Origin of the sequence: Gloeomargarita sp. SKYB120 (assembly GCA_025062155.1) — a bacterium.
Taxonomy (GTDB): Bacteria; Cyanobacteriota; Cyanobacteriia; order Gloeomargaritales; family Gloeomargaritaceae; genus Gloeomargarita.
Genome location: JANXAM010000029.1, coordinates 1 through 16050, shown reverse-complemented (window position 1 = coordinate 16050; position 16050 = coordinate 1). Strand labels below are relative to the sequence as shown.

Sequence of the window (16050 nt, the reverse complement as noted above, 5' to 3'; positions counted from 1 at the left end):
GGCAATGCGTCGGTACGGGTTACTGGGGTTGAGTGTGCTGGGACTTGTGTTGGCGCGACCGGCACAGGCACAGCTGGGGCAGGTGAGCAAGGACGTTGCAGGTGTTTTGATCGCTGCCTTCGTCGTGCTGTTTGTCCTGGTCATTGCCCTGGTGCTCCTGAGCCAGATTGTTTACATCTGCAACCCCAACGAGATTCTCATTTTTTCGGGGCGGGAACATCGCTTGCGCAGCGGCCAAAAGGTGGGTTACCGGGTGGTGTTTGGCGGCGCGGCCATCCGCATTCCTATCCTCGAGAGCGTGGAGCGCATGGATTTGACGACGATGCCGGTGCAGGTGGAGGTGAAAAACGCCTATTCTGCTGGCGGCATTCCCCTGCAAATTCAAGCCATTGCCAATATCAAGGTATCCAGCGACCCGGAGATTGTGGGCAACGCCATTGAACGGTTTTTGGGCCGGAAACGGGAGGAAATTATCCGCGTGGCAAAGGAAACCCTAGAGGGGAATTTACGAAGTGTGGTGGCCACCCTGACGCCAGAGCAGGTCAACGAGGACCGTTTGCAATTTGCCGACCGGATTTCCCGCTTTGTGGAACGGGATTTGGCGAAATTGGGACTGCAACTGGACACGCTGAAAATCCAGAGCGTCTCGGACGAGGTGGATTACCTGAACTCGATTGGGCGGCGGCAAATTGCCGAGATGTTGCGGGATGCCCAAATCGCTGAGTCCAACGCGGAACGGGAAGCAGAAGCGGCGGTCGCTGAAAGTCGTCGCGCGGAAGTGGCCCAGAAAGAAGCCCAGGCGGCTATCCAGCAAAAACAAAACGAACACCGCAAGCGCAAGGCGGAACTGGAATTGCAAGCGCGGGCGGAAGAAGAACGCACCGAAGCCATTGCCCAGGAGACCCGCGCCAAGGCCGAACAGGAGTTGCAAGCGGTACGGGCGGAGTTGGAACGGTTACGCCTGGAAGCGGATGTGGTGCTCCCCGCCCAGGCGCAACGCCAAGCCCAGGAGTTTCTCGCGCGGGGACAGGCGGCGCAGTTGGCGGCCAAGGCCAAAGCGACGGCGGCTGTGGCGGAGATGCTCAACGCCCTGTGGCAAGAGTACGGTCAGGACGCCAGCGCCATCCTGCTCATCCAGCAACTGGAGACGCTCCTGACGACCGCCGCCCAAGTGCCCCAGAAATTGCAGGTGGACCGAGTGCACGTGATTGACAGCGGCCAGGGGCAGACCTTGAGTGCCCTGATGCGGGCCTACCCCGAGATGGTGCAGCAGTTTCTCCAGCAGGCGGACCGGACGCTCGGTTTGAATCTCGCCCAGGTGCTCCAGACGCCCCCGCCGGCGCATCAGTAGTGATTGCCGGATTTGCGGTGATGGACGGCGGTGATGCCCGTGGGGTTGAGCACCTTGCCTTCGTCCACCACGGCGTAAATCACCCAGTGGTCGCCGCACTCCATGCGCTGGGCCACCTGGCAGTGGAGATAGGCCAAGGCCTCGGTGAGAATCGGGCACCCGTCGGCGGTGGTGGTGGTGGCAACTCCGGCAAACCGGTCTTCCCCCGGCGCAAAGGGTTTCAAGAAATGGCGGGGCAAATGGCTTCCTTCGGGCAAGATGTTCAGCACGAACCGGTCGCCTACGTGTAGCAGCGACTCCACCGCTCGGTCTTTGGCCACGGCGACGGTGATGCCAGGGGGATTAAACGTGGCTTGGGACACCCAGCTTGCCAGCATGCCGCTGGTGAGTTCGCCCCGGCGGGCCGCCAAAACGCACAGAGGACCCACAATGCGGCCCATGGCTTGTTCGGCACGGGCGGCTTGGGCATCGGTGGGACGGGCAACTTGTCGCCGTTGTTTCTGGCGCAGGGCCTGGGCGAAATCTGTGCCGGTCTGTTCGCAGCGCTGCAAGTCGGCGTCGGTGGGGGCAAATTTCACCCGGATGGGTTCAAAGCCGAAGGGGAAGCCCGCATCCCGCAACCGCCCGGCCAGAAGGTCCACGGCTTCGCCGCTCCAGCCATAGGAACCAAACACACCCACCAGCACCGTGCGCGGCGCCTGTTCCAGGACAATGCCCAGGGCGGTCTGCATCTGCGTGGGCGCGTGTCCCCCAAGCGTAGGCGACCCCAGGATGATCCCCTGCGCCTGGCTGACCACCTGGCGGATTTCTTCGGGACTGGCAAATTCGCAATTCAGGGACTCCACCCGCACGCCCCCTTTGGTCAAGCCCCGCCCTATCGCCTGCGCCAGGGTCGCCGTATTACCGTAGGCCGACGCATACAGCAGGGCCACTGTTATGTCGTACCCGCTTTGCCGCTCGCACCAGAGCCGGTAGAGATAGGTCAACTCCGGCACGTGGTAGCGCACCAGGGAGCCGTGCCCATTGGCATAGCACGTCGCCCGCCAGCGGCCTAGCCGTTCCAGCACCTGTTCGACTTGCCGCACCTGGGGCGCGTGGATGCAGTCGAAGTAGTAGCGGTAGTCTTCCTGGAGCGCCTCCCAACCTTCGTCAAACACCTGGTCGCTGCAGCGGTGGGCGCTGAAAAACTTGCCGCAAAACAGCAGCCCCGTGCTGGGGTCAAACGTGGCCAACCCATTGGGAAAGCGGGGCGTGGGAATGGGAATTAGCTCCAGCACGTGCCCCCGGCCAATATCCAGCGTTTCTTCACCCCGGATAACCAACGTCTGGGGGGGCCGTTGCGCCGTCAACTCCGGCAGGCGTTGCGCCAGTAAGGACCGCAGGGTCTGGTCGCCAGGATTGGAACAGACAAAGACAATTTGGGGCGCCAATTGCCAGAGCCGCGCCAGCGTTGCTACCCGGTTGGGGTTGATGTGGCCCAAGATCACATAGGTAATCTGGTCCAAGGCAACATGACGCTGCAATTCCGTCAAAAACAGTTCCGTAAAGGTTTCCCCCGGCGGGTCCATCAGGGTGATTTTGTCCCCGTAAATCAGGTAACTGTTGGCTGTCGTTCCCCGTTCCAGGGCGTATTCCATTTCAAAGCGCAACCGTTGCCAACTGCGCGAGCGCAATACCCAGGTATCAGTAGCAATCGGTACCGTCTGCACATCACGGGGCGGCGTCACGCTCATAAGACAAAACCCCTAAAAGCGTTTCTTTTATTGTGCAGAACCCCCTTCCAACCAAGCCAGAATTTCTTGCCAATGCGCGGCTAATCCCTTATAAGCAAGCGATGGGGGTGACATGGACCGAATGGCCTGCTGCAACAGCGTACACAACCTAGGGTCGCGCCGCAGAACACTGACGTCCCGGAAGTAGGTGCGGATGGTAAACACGGCAGCGTCCACCGCTGGCAAGCCCCAGATCACCTGGCGTTCGATGCGCAGGTATAGTTGCGGGTGTTGGGGGTCAAAGGTGCGACCAGCAGGCCGGTCCGGGTGATGGTTCAACTCCGTATCGGTGCTCAACCCCCAGGCAAACCGCACCATCGGTGGACCCGCAATCATGGCATGCACCAGCGCCACTCCCCGTTGATTCAAGGGAGCCATGCCCGGCACCGGCGCGTGGACCTCGGCAAACGTCTTGCCAATCTTGTCTTGGGCTGCCCAGTGATTGGGAAAACACAGGTGAATGGCGCTCACCCAGTGGCGGTCTCCGGCGCGACACACCACGCACACATCCTCCTGCACCTGCATCGCCAGGGCATCCAACGCCGAGCCGTAGGTTGGATGCTGCACCCGTCCCTCCCGGTCAAACGCCAGGGTGTCGCCGGTTAAATCACAGCGCAATTGCCAGCCGTTAATCCAGGTCTCCAGGTGAAACCACTGGGGATACTCCTGGGCCAGGCGCTGGGCCATGAACTCGGCTACGGCCCGTTCCACCGCTGGGGACAACTCCCAGGTCTGCACATACTTGGCGAGATGTTCCTGGCGGGCCGCCTGCTTGACCTGGTGGTAGTGGGGAAAGTCGCTATCTATCTGAAACACCCGTCGGTCCCAGTCTCCATTGCCGAAATCTGTTCCCAGGGGATGCAGGCCCGGTTTGACCTCGTAGCGGCCCTTCTCCAGCGGGAAATAGCGGGGCGCCTCGGGCAACTGCTCCACTGTCCGGGCAGGCATGGACGTTACTTGGGTACCGCCGCTGTCAACACCTCACAGCCCGTTTCCGTCACCAGCACGTCGTCTTCAATGCGCACCCCAATCCCCCGGAACTCGTCGGGAATGGGCGGTTGCCCCTCGGCGGGTTGGGTGTGGGGGCCGATGTACAGTCCTGGTTCCACTGTAAACACCTGTCCTGGTGCCAGCAGCGTCGCCTGGTCTCTGGCCTGGTAGTAAATGCCGGCGTCATGCACATCCAACCCCAGCCAGTGCCCCGTGCGGTGCATGTAGTAGGGTCGGTACAGTTGCTTTTTCTCGTCCGTTTCACTGGCGATTTCTTCCGGGTCGCCCTTGAGCAATCCCAGGTCAATCAACCCTTCCACCAGCACCCGCACCGCCGTTTTATGGATTTGGTCGTAGGGCACCCCCGGCTTCACCACGTCAATCGCCGCCAACTGCGCCCGCAGCACCAGGTCGTAGATGTCTTTTTGGGGTGGGGTCAGGCGTCCGTTGACTGGAAATGTGCGCGTGATGTCTGAGTTGTAGCAGCCCCAGGCGCACCCAGCGTCAATCAGCACCAAGTCCCCGTCCTGGGTCTGGCGCGTGTTGTCCCCGTAATGCAGGATGCAGGCGTTGGGTCCCGAGGCCACGATGGAGGGATAGGCCGGTCGACCCCCGTGCTGGTGAAAGATGTGCTCCATGGCCGCCTGGATTTCGTATTCGTACAGGCCGGGGCGGGCGATTTCCTGGGCGTGCTGGTGGGCCTGGATGGCAATGGCCGCCGCTTGCCGGATGCGCTCAATCTCCAGGGGGCTTTTGACCATGCGCAGCGGGTGCAACAGGGGATTCACGTCCGCCAGCATCGTCGGCCCATAGCCCTTGCGTTGCCGCAGGTGGAGCATTTTTTGCCAGAGCCGGTAGATTTTTTCATTCATTGCCTCGTCGCGGCTGGGGTGGTAGTAGATGCAGTCGGCCCCCTCCACGTACTCCGGCAGTTTCTGGTCTAGTTCCTCCAGGGGAAAGGCCGCATCGCAGCCATAAAGTTCTTTGGCGGCTTCGGGTCCCACTCGGTAACCGGTCCACACCTCTTTTTCCCAATCCTTGGGCAGGACAAACAGCACAAACTGGTGTTCAGGATGATGGGGGGCAAACACCGCCACCGCGCCCGGCTCGTTCAACCCCGTCAGGTAAAACAAGTTCCCATCTTGTCGGTAGTTGGCCTCGACGTCGTTGTGGAGATAGCTCAAAGGGGCGCTCGGTAAAATCGCCACACCCCGACCCAAAACGCTCAAAAACTTGCGGCGGCGTTCGGCGTACTCGCTGGCGGGGATAGGGGGATGTAAACCAACCGGTGTCGTCACCATCGCTAGCGGCGGGGTTGTGGACGGGGTGTAGGGAAATTGTAGCTAAACAAATGAATCAATGACCCCTGCTTGGGTAAATCGCCAGGACGAATCGTCACCTGGTCTCCCAACCGCCGCACGGGAATATTGCCCATCAAGGCCAAAAAGTCCTCCACCGGGAACAAGTCGCACTGGTCATCGGCGGCAGCCGTGCGAAAATGGGTCGGCACGATAATTTTGGGATTCAGGGCTTGCACCGCTTCGGCGGCTTCCTTGGGGTTGTAGGCCTTGTCGCGCCCTCCTACCGGCACAAACAACACATCGGGATTACCGAACAAAATCCGCTGCTCCACACTGATGGGCGTGGCAATACCCCCCAAATGCAAAAACCGAATCCCCCCTTGCGTCCAGCGCCAGCAGATATTCGCGCCAAATCGCCGTCCTCCCATCCGGTCGCTGAAGGTTTGAAACCCAGAGACCTTGAAATTGTTGGGCAGTTCGTAGTCTCCAGGCGTGGCTAGCACCCGGGGGTCGCCCGGCAAGTCAATCGCATACCCCGTATCCAGCAGCAAACTACTCACCAGCACCAAATCGGCAGGCACCCGGGGGGGCCGATACCCCTGCGTACAACCAATGGGGCGAAAGGGGTTGACCAGCAGCCGCAATCCCCCCCCTGTGAACAAAAAACACATGTGCCCCAAAAATTGAATGGTCACGCCCGCCGGTGCTCCCTGTGCCAAGACGCGCCCAGCCGCCAGCAATGTCCCCGCGCCAATTAACAGGTCCCGTCGTTTCATGCGCAATTCCCGTTCACATCGCCCTTCAGCGTACCGCACTTTGAAGAAGTCTTTATCCCACCGGCAGTTCCCCGAACCGGCAGCCTGATTGTTAAAATTGTTGAAAATCTGTGAACGCTTATGACGGCAGCCCCTGTTCTCGCACCGCTTACCGTACCGGCAACCGCTACCGAACCGAGCGAACCGGTTGTGGCGATTGCCCATTTGGAACACGCTTACGGGGAAGGGGAGTTGCGCAAGCAAATTCTCTTTGACATCAATCTCACGATCCGGGAAGGGGAAATCGTCCTACTGACGGGGCCGTCGGGGTCAGGGAAAACTACCTTGTTGACCTTGATTGGCTGTTTGCGGTCGGTACAAAAAGGGAGTCTCAAGGTGTTTGGGCAGGAGCTAAATGGCGCGAGTAAGGCCACCCTGACCCAGTTGCGGCGGCGGATTGGCTTTATCTTTCAGGCACACAACCTGCTGCAATTTCTCACCGCCCGCCAGAATGTGCAAATGGCACTGGAATTGCATCCCCATATCCCGCCGGCGAAAGCCAAAGCCATGGCCGAAGCGATGCTGGCGCAAGTGGGTCTGGCTGACAAGTGCGACAGCTACCCCCACGATCTCTCTGGCGGTCAAAAGCAACGGGTAGCGATAGCGCGAGCGTTGGTGGCCCATCCCCGGCTGATCCTGGCCGACGAACCCACCGCCTCCCTTGACAGCAAAAGCGGGCGGGAAGTGGTGGACCTGTTGCAGCGTCTAGCCAAGGAACAGGGCGCTGCGATTTTGCTGGTTACGCACGACCACCGGATTCTGGACATTGCGGACCGGATTGTGCATCTGGAGGACGGTTGTCTGGTGCAGGACCGGCTGTGTTGAGCCGCGCCCACAAGGCGGCATAAATCTCTGGGGGGACGGGCGCTTTCAGGGCCTTGCCTAGGCGATTTTTTTGCTGCGCATACTGCAGGCACTCCCGCTTGGGGCACAGGTAGGCGGAGCGGCCCATCCCCTGGTCGAGCACTACCTGATGCGACGGATGCAACCGCACCACCCGCCAGAACTGTTCTCGCGGCCCTACCGTTCGGCAACTGAGACAGCGTCGCCAACCAGGTGGCATCGGCTAATCGGCTGCCTGTTCGCGCTGGCGTTCCCGCTCGGCGATGATTTCCTGAATCCGGGCATCTTCCGCCGCCGCGTCGTACTTGTTTTTGTCCTTGATGTCAATCTTCCAGCCCGTCAACCGCGCCGCCAGCCGGACATTTTGCCCTTCTTTGCCGATGGCTAGGCTCAACTGCTTTTCATCCACCAGCACGTGGGCTTGGCGGCCATCCGGGTCCACCAGGCGCACCGCTTCGACCTGGGCGGGACTCAAGGCGTTGGCAATATACGTCGCCGGGTCGGGAGACCACCGCACCACGTCAATTTTTTCGCCCCGCAGTTCGTTGACCACCGCCTGAATCCGCGACCCCCGCGCCCCGATACATGCGCCCACCGGGTCCACGTCTCGGTCCAGGGTATCAACAGCAATCTTGGTGCGCGGCCCAACTTTGGGCGTAGGGGGATTGGCTTCCCGCGCTACCGCCACAATCCGCACAATTTCGTCCTCCATCTCCGGCACTTCGTTGGCAAACAGGTACACCACCAACCCCGCATCTGCTCGCGAAACCACTAGTTGGGGACCCTTGTGGGGGCCTGTATGCACCTGCTTCAGGTAGAACTTGTAGGTGGCGCCGGGGCGGTAATTGTCGTTCGGCAATTGCTCTTTCTTGGGTAACTCCGCCTCCACTTCGGTCTGGTTGTAACCGCTGGTCACGCCAACAATCCAGGACCCCCGTTCAAACCGGAGAATCCGCCCCGACAACACCGTGCCTTCCAAGTCTTGGAATTCTTCTTGGATCAAACGGCGCTTGAGTTCCCGCAGCAGTTGGTGAAACACCTGTTTGGTCTGCATCGCCGCCATGCGTCCCAGTTCGCGCCGGTCGTCGGGCGACACATCCAACACCACCGTACCCCCCACCTGGGCTTCGGGGATAAACGGTTTGACTTCCGCCAGCGCCACCTCGTGGTCCGGGTCTTTCACTTCCTCCACAATCGTTTTTTCCGCCAGAATGCGAAACCCGCCTTCCTCCAGGTCCAGCTCCACATCAAAGTTGCGGAAATAGTCATCGCTGAATTCCCGTTTGTTCAACTCCTTGGCCCGCCGGTGTTTTTCGTATCCCTTCAGCAGCGCCTCGCGGAGCGCCTCCTGCAACTCGGCTTTGGGCAGGTTGTGCGTGCGACTAATTTCGTCAATCAGTTCCTTCAAATTCGGGAGATTGATGATAGACATAGGGGTTATTCAATTGGGTGTGGTCGAAAGTTAGTCATCCTGGTCATCGGTGGTCAGCATTACCCGTGCCACCCATGCCCGCAACAAACGCACTGTGCGTCCCCGTTGGTTGAGCAGCACCGCTTCGGCGTCCCGGCGCAGCAACCGTCCCCGCCATTCCCGACGGCCTCGATAAGGGGTGTGCAACTCCACTTGGACCGCAAACCCCTGAAACACTTGGAAGTCCCGGTCGGTTACCAATTCCTCCCCCACACCGGGGCTGGATACCTCCAGGATATAGGCTTCGGGAAACCAATCCACTGCATCCAGAGCCGGCGACAGGGCCTGGGTCATACGCTCGCAATCGTCCAGACCCGTGTCCTGATAGGGATGACGAATGTCAATCCGCAAAACCGGCGGCACCTGGTTCGTGTGAAACGATGCTCCCACCACCTCTAAACCCAGAGATTCCCCGATGGGCCGAGCCAATGCCAAAACCTGTGGGATAACGGGATGGGTCATAGCACAGTCTTACTTCATGATAACACGGGCAACCGGCTGGGTCTCCCACAGGGGCATGGCGGTTTCCACAAGCGATGGGGGAAACAGATAGGGATCATCGTAACCGACCCGCAACAGAGTCAACCCCCGTGCCGGCGCAGCGTACTTCACTTCCTCCCGCCGTTGCTGTTGCCACAGGGCCGTAAATTCGCCAACAGACCGCCAGCCCCGGCCTACCTCCACCAGCATCCCCACCAATAACCGCATCATCCCATACAAAAAGGCATTGGCCTGCACCTCGATATAGACCCAGGCATCTTGCCGCCAGCAGGCCACGTCCTGCACCTCCACCCAGGAGTGGTCGCGCCCCGAATTGCTGCGGTGAAAGGCTGTCAGTTCCCAGTGGCCCACTAGCGGTTCCAGGGCCGCCCGCATCCGGTCCACGTCCAACGGCGCATAGTAGTAATGCCAGCAAAAGGGCGCAGTAAATAGATTGTTCTGCCGTTCGGTGTACAGGCAATAGCGATACCGCCGCCAGCGGGCGGAAAACCGGGCATGCCACTGCGCCGGCACCGGTACACTGGCCCGCACCAGCACATCGTCCGGCAACCGTGCGTTGAGTATCACCGCCCAGCGTTCCGGGGGGATCCAAGCCGGCGCATCAAAATGAGCAACCTGACCCGCCGCATGCACCCCTGTGTCTGTCCGCCCGGCGCCGATGACCTGGGCGGGTTGTCCCGTAATTTGAGCAATTGTTTCCTCTAAAACTCCCTGCACCGTGCGTTGGCCCGGTTGGGACTGCCAGCCGTGGAAATGCGTGCCGACGTACTGCAGCAGGAGCGCAACCCTAGGCAACGCTAAACCAGCTCAATAATCGCCATCTCTGCGTTGTCGCCTCGACGGGGGATGGTGCGGATGATGCGGGTGTACCCTCCAGGCCGGTTGCCATAGCGTTCGGGAGCCTCCGCAAACAGAGCGTGGACTAGTTGTTTGTCGTAGATGTACCCCAAAGCCCGCCGCCGCGCCGCCAGGGACCCGTCCTTGGCCAAGGTAATCATCCGGTCCACCTGCGCCCGCACGGCTCTGGCTCGCGCCTTAGTGGTGGTGATGCGCCCATGACGGAGCAACGCCGTCGTTAAGGCCCGCAGGAGGGCCTTGCGCTGGTCTGCCGGTTTACTCAGCCGGGGAATGCGTTTGCCATGCCGCATCGTCTGTATGCCTCCTTACGCCTTTTCTTTGGGTAACACAATGCCCAAGCGGTTTTGCAGCGCCTCGATCACCTCTTCCGCCGACTTCTGGCCAAAGTTTTTGATCTCCAGCAGCTCCTCCTGGCTGTAGTTGAGCAAATCGGCCACCGTGTGAATCTGCGCCCGTTTCAGGCAGTTGTAAGCCCGCACCGACAGTTGCAGTTCTTCGATGGGAATTTGGCCAATTTTGTCCTCCTCGGAGGTCTGGCCGCTGTCAACCGGTTCTAATCCGGTAATGGTGCGCAAAGGAGCGAATAAGTCCACTAGGATATGCGCCGCTTGACTCACCGCCTCCTTGGGGCTGATACTCCCGTCTGTGGTGACCTCCAGGATCAGCCGGTCTTTCAGGAAGCCATCTTCCCCGCGGAACTCTTCCACCTGCCAGTTCACCCGCCGCACCGGCATAAACACCGCATCAATCTGGAGAAAGTCCACCGACGTGTTGTCCTTACGGCTACCGTCCTGCAGGCGATAGCCGCGCCCCCGCTCCACATAAAACTCCATCTCCAGGGTGTGACCCTCCGCCAGGGTTGCAATGTACTGCGTGGGATGCACTACCTCCACCTCCGGCGGCAATTTCAAATGCCCCGCCGTGATGATCATCGGCCCCTGTACCCGCTCCAGGCGTCCCAGTTGCCGCTCCGGGCTGTGGCTGCGCAGCACCACCTCCTTGAGATTCAGCATCAACTCCAGCACGTCCTCCCGCAGCCCTGGCACGGTAGAAAACTCGTGGGTGACTCCCTCGATATGCACCGCCGTAATGGCTGCGCCCTCGAGGTCTCCCAAAAGCACTCGCCGCAAAGCGTTGCCAACCGTTGTGCCTTGACCTTGGTGTAGTGGTTCCAGGACGAAACGCCCGTACTGCTGTTGCCCTGACGTTTCGACAACTTCCACTTTGAACTGCGCCATAGCACCCTCCCGCTAGGTCAACAACCTATACCCGCCGCCGCTTGGGGGGACGACAACCGTTGTGGGGAATCGGCGTCACATCCCGAATCAGGGTAATTTCCAAACCCGCCGCCTGTAAGGCCCGGATCGCCGTTTCCCGTCCCGAACCTGGTCCGGACACCATCACCTCCACCTGCCGCATCCCATGTTCCATCGCCTGCCGCGCCGCATTTTCGCTGGCCACCTGGGCGGCAAAGGGCGTTCCCTTTTTAGCCCCCTTAAACCCGCTGGCCCCGGCTGACGACCAGGCGATCACATCTCCCTTGGGGTCGGTAATCGTCACGATGGTGTTGTTAAAGGTGGACTGAATGTGGGCAATCCCATTGGGTACATTTTTTTTCTGCTTGCGAGCGCCCCCTTTTTTCTGCGGTGCCATAGCCCCTACTCCCTACAACGCTACTTCTTCGCCGTCGCCTTCTTCTTACCGGGCACGGTTTTGCGCACCCCCTTGCGAGTGCGGGCATTGGTGCGGGTGCGTTGACCGCGCACAGGCAACCCTAGCCGATGCCGCCGACCTCGGTAGCAGCCAATATCCATCAGCCGCTTGATATTCATGGCCTCGACCCGGCGCAGGTCCCCTTCCACCTGGTAGTTTCGCTCAATGTACTCCCGCAGCGCTGCCACCTGTTGGTCCGTCAGGTCTTTGACCCGGGTGTCCGGGTTAATCCCTGTCGCCGCTAAGATCTGCCGCGACCGGGTCAGCCCAATCCCGTAGATGTAAGTCAGGGCCACCTCAACCCGCTTCTCGCGGGGAATGTCCACACCTGCAATCCGTGCCACTTGCCCCTCGCCAACGCACTAACCTTGCCGCTGCTTGTGCTTGGGGTTGCTGCAGATGACCGTGACCCGCCCCCTCCGGCGAATCACCCGACATTTTTCACACATCCGCCGGACCGAAGCCCGCACCTTCATAACCCCTTACCCATAGCCACAGCAAAATCATAATAATACTGGCAAGGGGCGTCCTTGTCAATAGGGACTATTTTTTCTTCAGGCGGAAGGTGATGCGGCCCTTGGTCAAGTCGTAGGGGGTCAATTCCACTTTCACCCGGTCGCCTGGCAAGATTTTGATGTAGTTGCGCCGGATTTTGCCGGAGATGTGGGCCAGCACGTTGAAGCCATTGTCCAAGTCCACCCGGAACATGGCGTTGGGCAAGGACTCGGTCACTGTCCCTTCCATTTCAATCAGGTCCTGTTTAGACAAGCAGACTCGCCTCCCTCTGCAAAGAATTACCTATTTATAGCCTAACAGGTCGCCGCCAAATGTGCCTGAATCTGGGCGGTCACCTGGGGAATGGGCTGGGTGCCGTCGATACGAATCACCCGCTCCCTGTAAAAATCCAGCAGGGGTTGGGTTTTGCTGTAGTACTCCCGCAGGCGGTTTTGGATCACCTCTGGCGTGTCGTCGGCCCGGTTTTGTTCCTTGGCGCGCTGCAGCAATCGGGGTAGTAACACTTCCTCCGGCACCTCTAGGTTGATGATGGCGTCGCAGGGTTGACCCAAACGCGCCAGCAGTTCGTCTAATGCTTCCGCCTGGGGCACGGTGCGGGGAAAGCCATCTAAAATCCAACCGGCTTGGGCATCGGGAGCGGTCAGTCGCTCCTGCATCACCTGGATCACCACCTCGTCCGGCACCAACATCCCCGCGTCGCTGTAGCGTTTGACCGCCTGGCCTAGGGGCGTCCCCCGGCGGATATGGTCCCGGAAAATATCCCCCGGCGCAAGACGCGGGACTCCCCACATTTGCGACAGAATTTCCCCCTGGGTGCCCTTGCCCGAACCCGGCGCCCCCATCAAGATCACGCGCGGCATAGGTACTACTGTTTCACCATCCCCTCGTAGCGCTGGGAGATGACAAAGGTTTGAATCTGCTTGGCCGTATCAATCGCCACCCCCACAATGATCAACAACGATGTAGCCCCAAACCCCTGGAAGGTTGTCACTCGCGTGGCGCTTTCAACGGCGGTTGGGAGAATGGCGACCAACCCCAGGAAAATCGCTCCCAGAAATGTTAACCGGTTTAGCACCTTTTCTAAGTACTCGCTGGTGGCCTTGCCGGGGCGAATGCCAGGAATCGTCGAACCCATCTTTTTCAAATTCTGGGCCATGTCCACCGGGTTCAGGATCAAGCTAGTGTAGAAGTAGCTGAACATCAAAATCAGCGCCAAGTAAAACAGCACATACAGCAACGGCATGGGTCCAGTGGGAGAAAGATAAGTGGCAACTTGCACCAGCACCGGATTGCCGGTGAATTGGGCTAGGGATGCAGGTAGCACCAGCATCGCTGACGCAAAAATAATTGGCATCACATTCCCCTGGTTCAACCGCAAGGGTAAATAACTCTGTTGTTCCCGATAAAACTTGCGTCCCACTTGCCGCCGCGCCGAAACGATGGGAATTCGCCGGATGCCTTCCTGCACAAACACAATCCCCACAATCATCGCCAAGAAGGCCAGCACCAGTACAATCACGCTACCGACGCTGCCGCCGCTTTTGACCCACTCAATCGTGCGGTTGATTGAGACCGGCAGGCCCGCCACAATCCCCACAAAAATCAACAGCGACGCTCCGTTGCCAATCCCCCGTTCAGTAATCACCTCCGACAACCACATCACAAACATCGAGCCAGCGGTTAACACCAGCGCTGTTTTGATGACAAACGCTGGTCCGAAATGGTAGGCAAAAGGACGCACCCAGGTACTGGCTAGAAGCGTGCTTTGAAGAATCGCCCAGCCAAGGGCCACATAGCGGGTAATCTGGGAAATTTTCCGTCGTCCCGCTTCCCCCTCTTCTTTTTGCAAGCGTTCGAGCGCAGGAATGGCCGCCGCCAAAATTTGCAGGATGATGGAGGCGTTGATGTAGGGCAAAATCCCCAGGGCAAAAATCCCCAGCGTGGACAAGCCTCCACCGGCAAAAATATCCAAAAACCCAATCACTGGGTTGCGGGCGATGCTCTCGGCAAACGCCTGGCGGTCAATGCCGGGGACCGGGATGAAGATGCCCAAGCGCGCCACGATGAGAATACCGAGCGTGAGTAAAACTCGCCCCCGCAAACCAGCGGCCTGGGCCATCTGGGCAAAGGTTTCTTGAGCTGTAGGGGTGCGACCCCGAGTGACGTCCATAAAATGCTATTTCCGACGCAAAGGCTAGGTTAAAATTTTACCCGAAAACGGTCAACGTCGTAATGGCTGCCCATGACTGGACTTGCCGACTCCCTGGCCGGTTTGCCCTGGTTTTTATTGGACGAGACGCTGAAGTCTTGGTTGCGGGAGGACGTGGGACGGGGCGACCAGACGACGTTGGGATTGGGTCTCCAGGGTACCAGTGAAGGTTTCTGGCAGGCAAAGGCGGCGGGCGTGATCGCAGGGTTACCGGTCGCGGCGCGGTTGTTCTACTGGCTAGACCCGCAGGTGGCATTTGTTCCCCAGGTGGCTGAAGGCACAGTGGTGACTGCTGGTCAGGTGGTGGCGCTGGTGCAGGGGCCGACCAATGCCCTGCTCATGGGAGAACGGGTGGCTTTGAACATCGTGATGCGCCTGAGCGGCATTGCCACCTTGACGCGGCAGTACGTTGAGCGGTTGCAGGGGACGGGCGTGCAGGTGGTGGATACCCGCAAGACCACGCCGGGGCTACGCCTGCTGGAAAAGTACGCGATTCGGGTTGGCGGCGGTTTAAATCACCGGTTGGGTCTGGATGATGCGGTTCTGGTGAAAGAAAATCACATTGCGGTTGCAGGTGGAATTCGCCGGGCGGTGGAGGCGATTCGGCAACATACCCCTCACCCGTTGGGTTTGGAAATTGAAGTGGAGCATCTAGAGCAAATTCCCGAAGCCCTGGCCTGTGAACCCCAACGCATTTTGCTGGACAATATGACGCCCGAACAACTTCAACAGGCGGTGCAATTGATCCGCCAAAGTCACCCCCATATCAAGATTGAAGCTTCTGGCAACATCACGCTGGAGAACTTGTTGGCGATAGCTGCGACCGGGGTGGATTACATTGCCACCAGTGCGCCGATTACCCAGGCCCGTTGGCTCGATTTGAGTATGCGGCTCAAGGAGACAAGCCCCCTAAAATAGGGATTAAATTGAGCGTCAAGTCAGGGAGCACGTCTCCGCCGGTTAGCGGGACATGTAATGGTTGTGTGACAACAGGGCGTTCCGGGCGATATTTTCAAGCAGTTTTGAGACATTTGTCAGTCAGGAATCCCCGCCCCGCTGGCGTGTGCAAGGTAACCATTATTCTGGAGCATGTTTGACATGGGTGACGACTGAAATCCCTGAGCTGCTAACCCTGGTCTGTCCGCGACAAACTTATAGCTGAGCCGCTTAAGTTTGTCAGAGAGATGACAGCAAAACCAGGGATGGGGCTACGCCCTGCGACTCTAGGATGTGACAAGCATAGACATAGCTAAGCCGATAAAGGTTGACATATAAGACAGCTTTATCCCCAAGAGAACGTCGATTCTGCTTGGTTAAACTCCACGCATGACTGACCCACTGTTTTAGCCGAGACCACACCTGCTCAATCGGATTCAAATCTGGTAAATAAACCAAGTGACACCCAGCCGCTTCCACCGCTTGTCTGACCGCTGCAGACCGGTGAAAACTATAGCTAAAATCACGAAACTTGACATAATCTACAAATAGTTTCATTGACTAAGAGTTGCAGATTTTCGATTGGACTCACCTGTAACTTACGCACCTTTTGCTCAATCAACCGGATTCAAATCTGGCGAATAATTCACACCCAGCCAACTCTACCACTTGCTTGATGACCTTAGACCGATGGAAACTATAGCTAAAATCACAAAACTTGACATAAGCTACGGATAGTTTCATTGACCAAGGATTGCAGATTTTCGATTGAAC

At 59.0% G+C, this 16050-nt stretch carries 18 protein-coding genes and 1 pseudogene; 3 read left to right on the top strand and 16 right to left on the bottom strand.

Annotated features, from left to right (window positions below):
- Window positions 1-4: 4 nt before the first annotated feature.
- On the top strand, window positions 5-1351 hold the full coding sequence (locus tag NZ705_09970; GenBank protein ID MCS7293276.1) for an SPFH domain-containing protein: 1347 nt from the start codon (window positions 5-7) through the stop codon (window positions 1349-1351).
- Here the strand turns inward: NZ705_09970 and NZ705_09965 are convergent.
- From NZ705_09965 to NZ705_09950, 4 genes are read right to left on the bottom strand one after another with little or no spacing between them, the layout of a single operon-like run.
- Entirely contained in the window at window positions 1345-3084 is a 1740-nt protein-coding gene (locus NZ705_09965) for a diflavin flavoprotein (GenBank protein ID MCS7293275.1), read from the bottom strand. The genes NZ705_09970 and NZ705_09965 overlap by 7 nt on opposite strands.
- A 27-nt stretch (window positions 3085-3111) precedes the next feature.
- Window positions 3112-4071 carry a DUF3445 domain-containing protein gene (locus tag NZ705_09960; GenBank protein MCS7293274.1) on the bottom strand — a complete coding sequence of 320 codons (960 nt, stop codon included), beginning with the start codon at window positions 4069-4071 and terminating at the stop codon, window positions 3112-3114.
- Window positions 4072-4076: 5 nt separating this feature from the next.
- A complete protein-coding gene (locus tag NZ705_09955) occupies window positions 4077-5414 on the bottom strand; it encodes an aminopeptidase P N-terminal domain-containing protein (protein ID MCS7293273.1) in 1338 nt (445 codons plus the stop codon).
- Window positions 5415-5416: 2 nt separating this feature from the next.
- Window positions 5417-6190, bottom strand: a complete 774-nt coding sequence (locus NZ705_09950; protein MCS7293272.1) for an MBL fold metallo-hydrolase — start codon at window positions 6188-6190, stop codon at window positions 5417-5419.
- Between the two features lie 120 nt (window positions 6191-6310).
- Here NZ705_09950 and NZ705_09945 point away from each other — a divergent pair, with 120 nt between their 5' ends.
- The gene (locus tag NZ705_09945; GenBank protein ID MCS7293271.1) at window positions 6311-7054 is read left to right on the top strand and encodes a DevA family ABC transporter ATP-binding protein; all 744 of its coding nucleotides are present in this window, start codon (window positions 6311-6313) and stop codon (window positions 7052-7054) included.
- A 241-nt stretch (window positions 7055-7295) separates the two neighbouring features.
- On the opposite strand, the gene nusA is transcribed toward NZ705_09945, so the two are convergent.
- The 11 genes from nusA to secY all read right to left on the bottom strand — a co-directional run bounded on the left by nusA (window position 7296) and on the right by secY (window position 14301).
- Window positions 7296-8504: a transcription termination factor NusA gene (gene nusA, locus NZ705_09940; GenBank protein MCS7293270.1), complete on the bottom strand. Its 1209-nt coding sequence runs from the start codon at window positions 8502-8504 to the stop codon at window positions 7296-7298.
- Window positions 8505-8534: 30 nt separating this feature from the next.
- The gene (gene rimP / locus NZ705_09935) at window positions 8535-9005 is read right to left on the bottom strand and encodes a ribosome maturation factor RimP (protein MCS7293269.1); all 471 of its coding nucleotides are present in this window, start codon (window positions 9003-9005) and stop codon (window positions 8535-8537) included.
- A 9-nt stretch (window positions 9006-9014) separates the two neighbouring features.
- Entirely contained in the window at window positions 9015-9839 is an 825-nt protein-coding gene (gene truA / locus NZ705_09930) for a tRNA pseudouridine(38-40) synthase TruA (protein MCS7293268.1), read from the bottom strand.
- A gap of 2 nt (window positions 9840-9841) precedes the next feature.
- A complete protein-coding gene (rplQ, locus tag NZ705_09925; protein MCS7293267.1) occupies window positions 9842-10192 on the bottom strand; it encodes a 50S ribosomal protein L17 in 351 nt (116 codons plus the stop codon).
- Between the two features lie 15 nt (window positions 10193-10207).
- Window positions 10208-11140, bottom strand: coding sequence for a DNA-directed RNA polymerase subunit alpha (locus tag NZ705_09920; protein MCS7293266.1), 933 nt, complete (start codon window positions 11138-11140; stop codon window positions 10208-10210).
- A 25-nt stretch (window positions 11141-11165) separates the two neighbouring features.
- On the bottom strand, window positions 11166-11555 hold the full coding sequence (gene rpsK / locus NZ705_09915) for a 30S ribosomal protein S11 (protein ID MCS7293265.1): 390 nt from the start codon (window positions 11553-11555) through the stop codon (window positions 11166-11168).
- A gap of 20 nt (window positions 11556-11575) precedes the next feature.
- Window positions 11576-11959, bottom strand: a complete 384-nt coding sequence (gene rpsM / locus NZ705_09910; GenBank protein MCS7293264.1) for a 30S ribosomal protein S13 — start codon at window positions 11957-11959, stop codon at window positions 11576-11578.
- A gap of 18 nt (window positions 11960-11977) precedes the next feature.
- On the bottom strand, window positions 11978-12091 hold the full coding sequence (gene rpmJ / locus NZ705_09905; GenBank protein MCS7293263.1) for a 50S ribosomal protein L36: 114 nt from the start codon (window positions 12089-12091) through the stop codon (window positions 11978-11980).
- Between the two features lie 67 nt (window positions 12092-12158).
- Window positions 12159-12383 (bottom strand): translation initiation factor IF-1, encoded by a 225-nt coding sequence (gene infA, locus NZ705_09900; GenBank protein ID MCS7293262.1) that lies wholly within the window; start codon window positions 12381-12383, stop codon window positions 12159-12161.
- A 41-nt stretch (window positions 12384-12424) separates the two neighbouring features.
- Entirely contained in the window at window positions 12425-12991 is a 567-nt protein-coding gene (locus tag NZ705_09895) for an adenylate kinase (protein MCS7293261.1), read from the bottom strand.
- Between the two features lie 5 nt (window positions 12992-12996).
- Window positions 12997-14301, bottom strand: a complete 1305-nt coding sequence (secY, locus tag NZ705_09890; protein ID MCS7293260.1) for a preprotein translocase subunit SecY — start codon at window positions 14299-14301, stop codon at window positions 12997-12999.
- Window positions 14302-14373: 72 nt separating this feature from the next.
- On the opposite strand from secY, the gene nadC reads away from it, so the two are divergent.
- A complete protein-coding gene (gene nadC / locus NZ705_09885) occupies window positions 14374-15258 on the top strand; it encodes a carboxylating nicotinate-nucleotide diphosphorylase (GenBank protein ID MCS7293259.1) in 885 nt (294 codons plus the stop codon).
- A gap of 258 nt (window positions 15259-15516) precedes the next feature.
- Here nadC and NZ705_09880 read toward each other — a convergent pair.
- A pseudogene (locus tag NZ705_09880) lies at window positions 15517-15783 on the bottom strand (transposase).
- Window positions 15784-16050: the final 267 nt, after the last annotated feature.

Bases quoted from the DNA above. Each gene is read 5' to 3' on its own strand.
- NZ705_09970 (MCS7293276.1), top strand. From the start codon at position 5: ATGCGTCGGTACGGGTTACTGGGGTTGAGTGTGCTGGGACTTGTGTTG.
- NZ705_09965 (MCS7293275.1), bottom strand. From the start codon at position 3,084: ATGAGCGTGACGCCGCCCCGTGATGTGCAGACGGTACCGATTGCTACT.
- NZ705_09960 (MCS7293274.1), bottom strand. From the start codon at position 4,071: ATGCCTGCCCGGACAGTGGAGCAGTTGCCCGAGGCGCCCCGCTATTTC.
- NZ705_09955 (MCS7293273.1), bottom strand. From the start codon at position 5,414: ATGGTGACGACACCGGTTGGTTTACATCCCCCTATCCCCGCCAGCGAG.
- NZ705_09950 (MCS7293272.1), bottom strand. From the start codon at position 6,190: ATGAAACGACGGGACCTGTTAATTGGCGCGGGGACATTGCTGGCGGCT.
- NZ705_09945 (MCS7293271.1), top strand. From the start codon at position 6,311: ATGACGGCAGCCCCTGTTCTCGCACCGCTTACCGTACCGGCAACCGCT.
- nusA (MCS7293270.1), bottom strand. From the start codon at position 8,504: ATGTCTATCATCAATCTCCCGAATTTGAAGGAACTGATTGACGAAATT.
- rimP (MCS7293269.1), bottom strand. From the start codon at position 9,005: ATGACCCATCCCGTTATCCCACAGGTTTTGGCATTGGCTCGGCCCATC.
- rplQ (MCS7293267.1), bottom strand. From the start codon at position 10,192: ATGCGGCATGGCAAACGCATTCCCCGGCTGAGTAAACCGGCAGACCAG.
- NZ705_09920 (MCS7293266.1), bottom strand. From the start codon at position 11,140: ATGGCGCAGTTCAAAGTGGAAGTTGTCGAAACGTCAGGGCAACAGCAG.
- rpsK (MCS7293265.1), bottom strand. From the start codon at position 11,555: ATGGCACCGCAGAAAAAAGGGGGCGCTCGCAAGCAGAAAAAAAATGTA.
- rpmJ (MCS7293263.1), bottom strand. From the start codon at position 12,091: ATGAAGGTGCGGGCTTCGGTCCGGCGGATGTGTGAAAAATGTCGGGTG.
- NZ705_09895 (MCS7293261.1), bottom strand. From the start codon at position 12,991: ATGCCGCGCGTGATCTTGATGGGGGCGCCGGGTTCGGGCAAGGGCACC.
- secY (MCS7293260.1), bottom strand. From the start codon at position 14,301: ATGGACGTCACTCGGGGTCGCACCCCTACAGCTCAAGAAACCTTTGCC.
- nadC (MCS7293259.1), top strand. From the start codon at position 14,374: ATGACTGGACTTGCCGACTCCCTGGCCGGTTTGCCCTGGTTTTTATTG.